Consider the following 11763-nt stretch of genomic DNA (forward strand, 5'->3'; position numbering starts at 1 on the left):
GAGAGAGAACACATGACCGCAGCCCTCCGTTTCGATCCGATCCGCCTGCCCGAGAAGTGCGAGCAACTGCGCAAGGAAGTGCGGGCTTTCCTCGCCGACGAGATCGCCGCCGGCACCTTCGATCCGCACAAGCCCAACCGCGAAGACACCGACGCGCCGGAATTCTCCCGCCGGGTCGGCGCCAAGGGCTGGCTGGGGATGACCTGGCCGAAAAAGTATGGCGGCCAGGAGCGCTCCTTCCTCGAGCGCTACGTCGTCACCGAGGAGATGCGCGTCGCCAACGCGCCGACGCGGCGCTTCTTCGTCGCCGACCGCCAGAGCGGCCCGGTGCTGCTGAAATACGCACCCGAGCACATCAAGATGGAGATTTTGCCGCGCATCTGCCGCGGCGAGATCTGCTTCGCGATCGGCATGAGCGAGCCGAACTCGGGCTCGGACCTGTTCGCGGCGAAGACGCGCGCGACCAAGACCGATGGCGGCTATCTCATCAACGGCACAAAAATCTGGACCTCGTCTGCGCATATCGCCGACTACATGATCGCGATCTTCCGGACCTCGCCGCCGACCAAGGAAAACCGCCGCCACGGCCTGACCCAGTTCCTGGTCAAGATGAAGCAGCCGGGCATCAAGGTGAACCCGATCGGCCAGATCACCGGCCAGTACGAGTTCAATGAGGTCGTCTTCACCGATCACTTCATTCCCGACGATCACGTGCTCGGCGAAGTCGACGGCGCCTGGAAGCAGGCGACCAGCGAGCTTGCCTATGAGCGTTCGGGTCCCGAGCGTTTCCTCGAAACCTACTATGTGCTGACCGAGCTGGTCCGCGCGGTCGGCCCTAACCCGGATACGCGCAGCGCCGAGGGCATCGGCCGCCTCGTCGCCCAGCTCCACACCATGCGGCGCATGTCGGTCTCGGTGGCCGGCATGCTGGAGGCCGGCAAGGAGCCGGTAGTCGAGGCCTCCATCGTCAAGGACATCGGCACGGTCTGGGAGCAGCAGCTTCCGCACCGCGTGCGCGACCTCGCCGCCTTCGTCGAGGAGACCGCGACCAATCGCGAGACGCTGGAACGGCAGCTCGACTTCGCCATCAAGACCGCGCCGAAACTCACCATCCAGGGCGGCACCACCGAGGTGCTCCGCGGCATCATCGCCCGCGGATTGGGCCTGCGCTAGATGGGATCGAAACCCCGGTGCCGCGCTTCGTTCACCTCTCCCATGGGGAGAGGTGGTTCTTCGCTACTGAGATACTGGAGACGAAAATGAGCACATATACAGATATCGGCGTCGAGAAGGTCGGACACGTCGGCACCATCGAGATCCGCCGCCCGCCGCTCAATTTCTTCGACATCTCGCTGATCAACCAGATCGCGGACGCGCTCGACGAGTTCGACCGCGACATCGAGATCCGCGCCTCGGTTCTCTCGGCGCAGGGCAAGGCGTTCTGCGCCGGCGCCAATTTCGGCGACCCGGCGCGACAGGCGCAGGAAGCGCGCGAGGCCGAGAAGAAGGCAAAGGGCGATCCCGCCGACAATCTCGGGCCGATCAGCCATCTCTATATCCAGGCCGTGCGCATCTTCCGCGCCAAGAAGCCGATCGTCGCCGCCGTGCAGGGCGCAGCCATCGGCGGCGGCCTCGGCCTCGCGGTCTCGGCCGATTTCCGCGTCACCTGCCCCGAAGCCCGCTTCTCCGCGAATTTTACAAAACTCGGCTTTCATCCCGGCTTCGGCCTGACCGTGACGCTGCCCGAGCTGATCGGCAAGAACAATGCCGAGCTGATGTTCTACACCAGCCGTCGCGTCACCGGCGAAGAGGCGGTGAAATGGGGTCTCGCCAACGAGCTGGTGCCGCAGGACCAGGTCAAGGCGGCCGCGATGAAGCTCGCGGGTGAGATCGCCGAATGCTCTCCGCTCGGCCTGCTCTCCACCCGCGCCACGATGCGCAATGGCCTCGCCGACCGCGTGATGGCCGCGACCAACCACGAGCTCGCCGAGCAGACCCGCCTGCGCGCGACGGAAGATTTCAAGGAAGGCGTGAAGGCCACGGAAGAGCGGCGCGCGGCGAATTTTAAGGGGCGGTAGCTCGCCCTTCGTGTCAACTCTGGCCCAGTCCACGATCTACGCAAGACGCCTGGCAACTGCGTTGCCAGGCGTCTTTCTTATCCGGGACGACAGTGAGGCCGCGTCGTAGCCTTACGACTCGATCTTCACGTATTCGAAATCGCCCGGCTTGTTGTCGATGCCGACCTTCGGCGGCGAGATCCAGGAAGCGAACTTGCCGGTCTCGGTGACGGGCTGCATCAACGAGGTGATGAAGTCGCCATCGGCCGTCGACGGCAGCCACTCGTCCTTGCGCTTCATCCAGGTGGCCTCGTCGATCAAAATGCCGTCGGGCGTCGCGTGGATGTCCTTGAACTCGCCGATGTGACGATGGAAGGCGACGTTCGGCAGCGTCAGCTTGTAATCGTAGCCCGCGGTCGAGATCACCTTGTTCCAGCGCAGCATGCCCTTGACGCAGTCCTGGCTGTAGTCGTCGCGCAGGCGCATATTGAGCGCGGTCAGCGCCGGCTCGTCGACCAGCTTGATCTCGCCATTGATGAACTTGAGCACCGGATAGGTCGCGTTCTTGAGCTGGTGATCGTCCTCGATCTGGGTCTCGTGATAGCGCCCCTTGATGCCGGCGTTGAAGGCGTTCGCCGCGTTGGTCGAGACTTCCGAGCCGAACAGGTCGAGCGACAGCGTATAGTGCAAATTCAGCTTCTTCTGGATGGTCGGCAGATCGATCACGCCGAGCGCGCGGACTTTTGCGATGTCGGTGGGATCGGTGATGCCGGCTTCGCGCATGGCATCGCAGGTGCGCTGCACGACGCGGGTGATGCCGGTCTCGCCGACGAACATGTGGTGCGCTTCCTCGGTCAGCATGAAGCGGCAGGTGCGCGACAGCGGATCGAAGCCCGACTGCGCCAGGCTGTGCAGCTGCATCTTGCCGTCGCGGTCGGTGAAGTAGGTGAACATGAAGAAGGACAGCCAGTCCGGCGTCGCCTCGTTGAAGGCACCGAGCATGCGCGGCGCGTCCGCATCGCCGGAGCGGCGGCGCAGCAAATCATCGGCTTCCTCTCGGCCGTCACGGCCGAAATATTTCTGGAGCAGATAGACCATCGCCCAGAGATGGCGGCCTTCCTCGACATTGACCTGAAACAAATTGCGCATGTCGTAGAGCGAGGGCGCGGTCTTGCCGAGATGGCGCTGCTGCTCGACCGAGGCCGGCTCGGTATCGCCCTGGATCACGATCAGGCGGCGCAGCATGGCGCGATGCTCGCCCGGGACTTCCTGCCAGGCCGGCTCGCCATAATGCTCGCCGAACGGCACGACGCGGTTCTCTTCCTGGGGAGCAAGCAGGATGCCCCAGCGATATTCGGGCATGCGCACATAGTCGAACTTGGCCCAGCCGCGCGGATCGACGGAGTAAGCGGTGCGCAGGTAAACCAGCGACTCCTGGAAGCCTTCCGGCCCCATGTCGCTCCACCAGTCCATGTAACCGGGATGCCAGCCCTCCAGCGCTTTGAGCACCTGGCGGTCTTCAGCGAGATTGACGTTGTTGGGAATCTTGGTCGAGTAGTCGACGTTCATGATGTTCATGTTCATGGCCGTGCTCCTTGCGATCTCTTTCCGTCATGCCCGGCCTTGTGCCGGGCATCCACGTTCTTGCTTGCTCGAACGAAGAACGTGGATGGCCGGGACAAGCCCGGCCATGACGCAGTGAATGTCGTCAAACTCTCGTCATGTCGAATTTCGGCTTCTGCCCGCTGCCGTAGCGGCGCAGTGCGCCTTCCTCGCCGACCGCGTTCGGACGCTGGAATATCCAGTTCTGCCAGGCGGTGAGGCGCGCGAAGATCTTCGATTCCATCGTCTCGGGACCGACGAAGCGCAGGCTCGCTTCCATGCCGGTGAGGCTGTCGGGCGAGAAGCTGGCGCGCTCCTCCAGGAACACGCGGACCTCGTCGTCCCAGTCGATGTCGTCGAGCGCGAAGGTGACGAGCCCGAGCTCTTCCGCCTGCTCGGCGTCGAGGCTGGTGCCGAGCGTGGCTTCGGCGCGTTCGACATCGGCCGGATCGGCCTGGAAGCGCGACTCCAGCCGCGTCAACCCGTGGCTCATCGGATATGGGCCAAAGTTCATCGCGGAAAGTTCGATCGACGGCGGCGGGCGGTTGTCGCCCTGGCGCGTGCCGATCAGCATGTACGAGCGGTCAGCGGCGAACACGAGCTCGGCGAGCGTGCCGGCAAAACAGGAGCCGGGCTCGACCAGCGTCACCAGGGTGCGCGAGGTGACGTCGATGCGCTTGAGCACGCGCTTCCAGTAGTGCCTGATCTCGTTGACCAGCCAGTGCGCCTTGTTGGCTTCTAGGAAAGCGTCGTGCGCGAGCACATGGGCGCGATCGCCATGGCTCTTGAAGACGAGCATCGCGATCTCGAGCTCGTTGATGCGTAAGTGAAGGATGGCATCGTCGAGCTCGCGCGCCACTTGCAGCGGCCAGAACGCGGCGCCCTGCGCCAGCATGCCGTCGATGTCGGCGGGCGGCGCAGTCTCAGGCGCCTTGATCGAGACGGTGGCGATGCGGGCGGCGCGGTCGATATCGACCGTGACGAAGCCATAGCGGATGCTGGTCTCGTCGATCGTCCGCTTCAACGGGGAGAGCGCGATGCCTTTGCCGCTGCCGGCGCGCTTCGACTTGCCGGCGAATTCCTTGGCGCGCTCGGCGATCTTGGCCTCTAACTTGGAGTTCGGCGCGATCTCGTCGACGAGACGCCACTGCACGGCGCGCTTGCCCTTCACACCTTCCTCGATGGTGCAGAAAAAGTCAGCGTGGTCGCGGCGCACCTTGCGCTTGTCGACGACGCGGGTGAGGCCGCCGGTGCCGGGCAGCACGGCGAGCAGCGGCACTTCCGGCAGCGCCACGGCAGAGGCGCCGTCGTCGGCGAGGATGATGTGGTCGGTCGCAAGCGCGAGCTCATAGCCGCCGCCGGCGGCCGAGCCGTTCACCACGGTGATGAAGCGCTGGCCGGAATTCTCGGACGAATCCTCCATACCGTTGCGGGTCTCATTGGTGAACTTGCAGAAATTGACCTTGTGGGCGTGGGTCGAGCCCGCCAGCATGCGAATGTTGGCGCCGGCGCAGAACACGCGGTTCTTGGCCGAGCGCATCACCACCACCTTCACCTCGGGATGCTCGAAGCGCAGGCGCTGGATCGCGTCGGCGAGCTCGATGTCGACGCCGAGATCATAGGAATTGAGCTTGAGCTGGTAGCCCTCGAACAGGCCGCCATTTTCGTCGACATCCATGGTCAGCGTCGCGACGTCGCCATCGACCGCGAGCTTCCAGTGCTTGTAGCGGGACGGATTGGTCTGGAAATCGATGAATGTCGCGCCGCCTGCGAGGCGCCGTTCTTCCCCGGCCATGGGTCATCCCTAAGCTTGATTATGCGTTCTGGCGTTTACCGTTAGATGCACAATAGTGCATCTTTTGGAGGGCGTCTAGCCCTTAACGGCCAATGCATGCACTTTGTTTCATGCGCCTCTTAGGACCGAACGATGGTGCCGAGGGGGATCCAGTCCCCCTTGGAGAGCTCGGGACCGTCGAGCTTGGCCTGGAGCTGAGCCGCCAGGGCCGCGACCGGAAAGCTCTCGACGAAGCCGTCGCCGCCGGCGGCTACCTTGCGCGAGCTCAGCGCCTTCAACTCCCCGAGCGCATCTCCGAACAGGCGCGCGGCCGAACGCGACCGCTGCATGCGCAGCCGCAGATTCGCATTGGCGATGTGAACGCAGGCCCGCAGCAGGATGCGCTCACGGCCGCCTTGAGGAGCAGCGGCCCAGACTGCTTCGAGCACCTCCTGCGCTTCCCAGAAATAGCCGCGGTCGTTGAGTGCGAGGCCGTAGCGCAGCGCCGGATGCCGCGCCGGCACATGGCCGCGGAAGGCCGCAGGCACCAGCTCCTTGGCCGTGTCCAGCGTTTCGGAATCGGCCTCGGCCCCGCCGGCCTCGCCCGGCACATAGGCCCATCGCGGCCACGACAATCGGCCACCTGCATGTGAAGGCACATTCATCGATGTGCCTCCGCAATGTCATGCGGCGTGAAGTCCCTGATCGTGGCGCAGGGCCGCCTTTGCAAATTGCTCGATCGCGTCAAGCGTCACCCCTGGCGCTTCACGATGCGGGGAATGCCCCGCGTCTGAAATAATTTTCAAATCTACCGGACAGTAACATTCTTCCTGCGCAATTTCGACCTGGCGCAGTGTCCCATATTGGTCATCGACACCTTGCAGAACCATGACGGGAACGCGGATATAGGCGAGGTATTCCGAGATGTCCCAATCGCGGAACTTCGGATCGAGCCAGGCGCCGTTCCAGCCATAGAAGGCGTTGTCGACGTGCTTGTGCCAGCGGGCCAGCTTTGTCTTGAGATCTGTCGTCTCAAAGGTGGTCTTGATCGCGGCGATCGACTGCACCGAGACGTCCTCGACGATGAAATGCGGTGCGATCAGCACGAGGCCGCTCAGGCGATGATCCTGATGCGCGCCGGCATAGATCGTCGCGATCGAGGCGCCGTCGGAATGGCCGAGCAGGAGGCCGCGCTTGAAGCCGATCGCGTCGAGCAGCTTCGGCAGCACGTCGAGCGCCTCGCGCTGCATGTAATCGAGCGGCCGCGGCAAGGTCACCGGGCTCGACTGGCCGTAGCCCGCACGCGAATAGACGAAGATGCCGGCGCCGGTGGCCTCTCGAAGCTTCTCCGGGAAATCGCCCCAGAGGCCGACCGAGCCTAGGCCTTCATGCAGCATCACGATGGTCGGCGCGTCGGGGACTAGCGGCGCCAGCCATTTGTATTCGAAACTGGCGCTGCCGATGCTGAGGAAGCCGGTGGGGGTGAGATTGGTCATTACTTCGCTCTTCTCTCTCCGTCGTCATGCCCGGGCTTGAACCCGAGCATCCACGTCCTTCCCGAATCGCGGCTGCACGTGGATGGCCGGGTCAAGCCCGGCCATGACGACCAATTGCTAACCCGTCCCTTCCCGCAGCTTGAAGCGCTGGATCTTCCCCGTCGCCGTCTTCGGCAGGGAGTCCACCACGTCGATCCAGCGCGGATATTTCCACGGACCGATCTTCTGCTTGACGTGCTCCTTCAGCATCTCCTGCAAGTCACCGGTCTTCGCGCCCGGACGCAGCACGACGAAGGCCTTCGGCTTCAACAGGCCTTCCGCATCGGCCTCGGGCACGACAGCGGCTTCCAGCACGGCCGGATGCGTGATCAGCGCGCTCTCGACCTCGAACGGCGAGACCCAGATACCGGACACCTTGAACATGTCGTCGGCGCGGCCGCAGAAGGTGTAGCGGCCCTCGCCGTCGCGGACATATTTGTCACCGGTCCGGGTCCACGGTCCTTCAAAGGTGCGGCGGCTCTTGTGGCGCTGGTTCCAGTAGCCCTCGCCGGCGGAGGGCGCATCGACCAGGAGCTCGCCGACCTCGCCGTCGGCGACGTCCTGACCGGCCTCGTTGACGAGCCGCACTGCATAGCCGGGCACCGGCTTGCCGGACGAGCCGTATTTGATGTCGCCCGGCGCATTCGAGAGAAAAATGTGCAGCAGCTCTGTTGAGCCGACGCCGTCCAAAATGTCGACGCCGAAGCGCGATTTCCAGCTGTTGCCGACGGATTCCGGCAGCGCCTCGCCGGCCGAGGTGCAGATGCGTAAGGACTTGCCGCCGCGCTCTGCCTTCATCGTCTCGTCGTTGAGCATCGCGGCGAACAGTGTCGGCACGCCATAGAAGATCGACGGATTGTATTTGTTCATGAGGTCGAACATCCGCGCCGGCGTCGGGCGCTCGCTGTTCAAAATCACGGTGGCGCCGACCGACATCGGGAAGGTCAGCGCATTGCCGAGGCCATAGGCGAAGAACAGTTTTGCCGCGGAGAGGCAGACGTCGTTTTCGCGGATGCCGAGCACCTGCTTGGCATAGGTGTCCGCGGTCGCCTGCAAATTCGCGTGCAGATGGCGCACGCCCTTGGGCATGCCGGTCGAGCCCGACGAATAGAGCCAGAACGCCGGCTCGTCCGGATGGGTCGCGGCGGTCGTGAACTGGTCGCTCTCGCCCGCGATCTCCTCGGCGAGCTGCTTGTGGCCGTTCTGCTTGGCGCCGGAGACCACGACATGCTCGAGATCGGGCATGCGGCCGACCACGTCCTTGATGACGGGATAGAGCGCTTCGGACACCAACAGCACGCGGGCGCGGCAGTCGGCGAGGATGTAGGCGTACTGATCCGCCGTCAGCAGCGTGTTGAGCGGCACCGGCACGATGCCGGCGCGGATCGCCCCCAACAACACGATCGGGAAGTCGACCGTATCCAGCATGATCATCGCCACGCGCTCCTCGCGGCGGACGCCGAGCCGGCGCAGCATGTTGGCGGCGCGGCGGGTGTCGCGCTGGAGCTCGCCATAGGTGAGCCGCGAGACGGTGTCGTCGAAGACGAGCTTGTTGGCTCGGCCCTCCTCGACGTTGCGGTCGAGCAGCCAGGTCACCGCGTTATAGGATCCCTCGCTCACGGACATCTCCCCCGAATTTAGAATTATAATTCATAGAAAGACACTGTGACAGCTTGCTGTCAATGCCAGCAGGCATTATGTTTCATTAAAACGCGCCGCAAGACCTCTTTTGAAGAAGGCATCCGCTAAAGAAGGTCCATGATCTGTAATCCATGACCGACAGTCCCGACGCCGAATCCCGCTTTCTCGAACAGCTCGGCCAGCGCGTGCGCACCATGCGCGCGCTGCGCGGCATGTCGCGAAAAGTGCTCGCCAAGGTATCAGGAATTTCGGAGCGCTACATCGCGCAGCTCGAGAGCGGCAAGGGCAATGTCTCCATCGTGCTGCTCCGTCGCGTCTCCGACGCGATGGGCGCGCATCTCGAAGACCTGCTTCCCTCGGCGGATCCGACGCCGGACTGGCAGATGTTTCGCGATCTCTTGCGCAAGGCGACGCCGGCGCAGATCGCGCAGGCAAAAGATCTGCTCACTGGGGGCAGCGCGTCCGCGCCGCGGCGCGCGCCGTTCTGCGGCATCGCGCTGATCGGCTTGCGCGGCGCCGGCAAGTCGACGCTTGGGCGGATGCTGGCGAAAAAGATCGGCTGGAGCTTTGTCGAGCTCAACAAGGAGGTCGAGCAGCAGAACGGCCTTTCGGTCGCCGAGATCATCGCGCTGTACGGCCAGGAGGGCTTTCGCCGCATGGAGCAGGCGGCGCTGCAGCAGCTGCTCGCGCGCAACGAGCTGATGGTGCTGGCAACCGGCGGCGGCATTGTCTCTGAGCCTCTGACCTTCGACCAGATCCTGACCTCGTTCTACACGATCTGGCTGAAGGCCGAGCCCGAGGAGCACATGGCCCGGGTCCGCAGCCAGGGCGATCTGCGCCCGATGGCCGATGATCGTTCCGCCATGGCGGAGCTGCGCAACATCTTGCTGAGCCGCGAGCCGCTCTATGCGCGCGCGACCGCGGTGGTGGATACGGCGGGGCTGAGTGTCGACGCGGCGGCTGCAAGGCTGATCGATGCGGTGCGCCCGGTGCTGCAGAACGAAGCCCGCAGCTTTGGGCTGCGGAGCGTGGCGCTGTAGGAGCGATCTCGCACGGCACATTCCGCTGCGTTCCCTCCCCCCTTGCGGGGGAGGGCTAGGGAGAGGGGTACCACACGGGGACTCCATCGTTCGCGCAACGCGCTTCGTCTCCTTCGGGACAACAAACACCTTTACCTGGGCTACCCCTCTCCCCCGCCCTCCCCCGCAAGGGGGGAGGGAGCGCAGTTGCTCGCGCGGATACGCTTTGCATCCCTTTTCGTTTCTGAAACAGAGACGATATGAAGCGTCTTGCAGCAGACAGGACCCACGATGACCTCCAGCGACGTCACCACCTCCATGTTCGAGCGGATCGGCGGCAGGGCCACGATCGACGCCCTCGTCGATCGCTTCTACGACCGCATGGACACGCTGCCTGAAGCGCAAGTCATCCGTGCGATGCATGCGGACGACCTCGGCCTGATCAGGGACGTGCTGAAGCGCTATCTCACCGAATGGACGGGAGGTCCAAAACTCTATTCGCCCGAGAAGGGCCATCCGCGGCTGCGCCAGCGGCATATCGGCTTTGCCATTGGGGACGCCGAGCGCGACGCGTGGCTGCTCTGCATGCGCGGTGCGATGGAGGAGACGGTGATCGATAGCGTCGCGCGAAAAGACCTCGACCGCGCGATATCGGGCCTCGCCGACTGGATGCGCAACCGGCCATGACAGCATCTCTCCGGCGTGGCCGTGGAACGGCGGGACGATTGCATTCGCATCGACTAAAGCGCGATGAGATTGGGATCAATCGTCATCGCGCTTTAGATTGTTGTTTGAGCATGATCTTTTCGGAAAACCGCTGCGCACTTTTCCGGATCATGCTTTAGACCGACCAGTAGTTCGGATGCTGGTACGGCCGCGAGCGGTCGCCCCAGTCGAATTCATCGCCATCGACTTCGCACGGGCCGCTGCTCAATTGCTCCGACGTCAGATCGACCTGGAAGGCCTGACGTCCCGGATCATATTTCAGCGCGCTCCACTGCACGGGATAATGGTGATGCGTACCGAGCAGCCTGCCGGTCTTGATCACGGCGTAGGCGACCGTTCCGCTTACCTTCTCGAGCATCAATCGTTCGATCGTGCCGAGCTTCGTGCCGTCGCAACCATAGACAGCGACGTGCTCGACGCGATCACTGGGAACCATGGTGTGCTGCATGGCGAGCTCCCTGATCTTGCGTGGAGCGCATGATAGCACAGACGGCGGGGAGTAGGGTCAACTAGCGCCAACTACAGCAATTGCGACCGCACCGCCTCCGCGCCTTCGCGCAGCAGCGGCAGGAAACGGTCGATCAATTCCTGCGCCGGAACCCGGTCGACATGGGCCCCCATGTTGATGGCGGCGACGATCACGCCGTCGTAGCGACGCACCGGCACCGAGATCGAGCGGAAATGCGGCTCCGCCTCGCGGTCGACCAGCGAATAGCCATGCGCGCGATCGGCGGCGATGCGCGCCAGCAGCGCCTTGGGATCGGTCACCGTCTGCGGTGTCAGCGCTTCGCGCTTCATCGCCTTCAGGCGCGCGGCGAGATCGGTATCGTCGCGCTGGCCGAGCATGGCGCGGCCGACCGAGGTGCAGAAGGCCGGCAGGCGGTAGCCGATTTCGAGACCGCCGGAAAACATCCGCGCCGGGCTGCTGCGCGCGATGAACACGACCTCGTCGCCGTCGAGCACCGCGAGCGAGGAGATTTCGTTCGCCGCAGTGGCGACGCGGTCGAGCACCGGTTGCAGCACCGTGACGAGCTGGTTCGAGCGCAGATAGGACGCCGCCAGCGTCAGCACATGCGGCGTCAGCGAGAACAACTTGCCGTCGCCAGAGACGTAGCCGCCGCGCTGGAGCGTGAACAGCATGCGCCGCGCGGTCGCGCGCGGCAGATCGGCAGCGCGGGCGAGATCGCTCAGCGTCATCGGACCCGTCGTCGTGCCAAAGCACTGCAGCAGGCGCAGGCCGCGATCGAGCGCTTCGACGAAATCCGTCGCGCGCTCCTCGCTATCGCTCCGTTTGAGCTTGGGCATGGCCGGGACAATCCTGCAAAATAGTGCTTGCTGCTGGTCCAAGGCATGTCATAATTCGCCCATTCGTTCAATAGGCGAACAAAACGCCCTCCAGAAAAAGGACG

Annotated in this window: 11 protein-coding genes; 4 read left to right on the forward strand and 7 right to left on the reverse strand. The window is 64.0% G+C overall.

Annotated features, from left to right (window positions below):
• The first annotated feature begins 12 nt into the window (after nt 1–12).
• Nucleotides 13–1173, forward strand: a complete 1161-nt coding sequence (locus AAFG16_RS45220; RefSeq protein WP_342735664.1) for an acyl-CoA dehydrogenase family protein — start codon at nt 13–15, stop codon at nt 1171–1173.
• A gap of 86 nt (nt 1174–1259) precedes the next feature.
• Nucleotides 1260–2078, forward strand: coding sequence for an enoyl-CoA hydratase/isomerase family protein (locus tag AAFG16_RS45225; RefSeq protein ID WP_027564162.1), 819 nt, complete (start codon nt 1260–1262; stop codon nt 2076–2078).
• 111 nt (nt 2079–2189) lie between these two features.
• Here the strand turns inward: AAFG16_RS45225 and boxB are convergent, their stop codons facing one another.
• From boxB to AAFG16_RS45250, 5 genes are all read right to left on the reverse strand, one after another.
• Complete coding sequence (gene boxB / locus AAFG16_RS45230; protein WP_342735668.1) at nt 2190–3641, reverse strand: benzoyl-CoA 2,3-epoxidase subunit BoxB; 1452 nt, start codon at nt 3639–3641, stop codon at nt 2190–2192.
• Nucleotides 3642–3765: 124 nt separating this feature from the next.
• Nucleotides 3766–5454: a 2,3-epoxybenzoyl-CoA dihydrolase gene (gene boxC, locus AAFG16_RS45235; protein WP_342735670.1), complete on the reverse strand. Its 1689-nt coding sequence runs from the start codon at nt 5452–5454 to the stop codon at nt 3766–3768.
• A 119-nt stretch (nt 5455–5573) separates the two neighbouring features.
• On the reverse strand, nt 5574–6098 hold the full coding sequence (locus AAFG16_RS45240) for a DUF309 domain-containing protein (protein ID WP_342735672.1): 525 nt from the start codon (nt 6096–6098) through the stop codon (nt 5574–5576).
• Nucleotides 6099–6116: 18 nt separating this feature from the next.
• Nucleotides 6117–6929, reverse strand: a complete 813-nt coding sequence (locus AAFG16_RS45245; RefSeq protein ID WP_342735674.1) for an alpha/beta hydrolase — start codon at nt 6927–6929, stop codon at nt 6117–6119.
• A 117-nt stretch (nt 6930–7046) separates the two neighbouring features.
• Entirely contained in the window at nt 7047–8588 is a 1542-nt protein-coding gene (locus AAFG16_RS45250) for a benzoate-CoA ligase family protein (protein WP_342735676.1), read from the reverse strand.
• Nucleotides 8589–8740: 152 nt separating this feature from the next.
• Between AAFG16_RS45250 and AAFG16_RS45255 the strand changes: the two genes are divergently transcribed.
• Nucleotides 8741–9649 carry a helix-turn-helix transcriptional regulator gene (locus AAFG16_RS45255; protein WP_342735678.1) on the forward strand — a complete coding sequence of 303 codons (909 nt, stop codon included), beginning with the start codon at nt 8741–8743 and terminating at the stop codon, nt 9647–9649.
• Between the two features lie 270 nt (nt 9650–9919).
• Complete coding sequence (locus AAFG16_RS45260) at nt 9920–10315, forward strand: group II truncated hemoglobin (protein WP_283082622.1); 396 nt, start codon at nt 9920–9922, stop codon at nt 10313–10315.
• Between the two features lie 154 nt (nt 10316–10469).
• Here the strand turns inward: AAFG16_RS45260 and AAFG16_RS45265 are convergent, their stop codons facing one another.
• Nucleotides 10470–10802, reverse strand: a complete 333-nt coding sequence (locus AAFG16_RS45265) for a PRC-barrel domain-containing protein (RefSeq protein ID WP_342735680.1) — start codon at nt 10800–10802, stop codon at nt 10470–10472.
• Nucleotides 10803–10873: 71 nt separating this feature from the next.
• Nucleotides 10874–11659 carry an IclR family transcriptional regulator C-terminal domain-containing protein gene (locus tag AAFG16_RS45270; RefSeq protein WP_342735682.1) on the reverse strand — a complete coding sequence of 262 codons (786 nt, stop codon included), beginning with the start codon at nt 11657–11659 and terminating at the stop codon, nt 10874–10876.
• Nucleotides 11660–11763 lie beyond the last annotated feature (104 nt).

It is taken from the genome of Bradyrhizobium sp. B117, assembly GCF_038969555.1.
GTDB lineage: Bacteria > Pseudomonadota > Alphaproteobacteria > Rhizobiales > Xanthobacteraceae > Bradyrhizobium.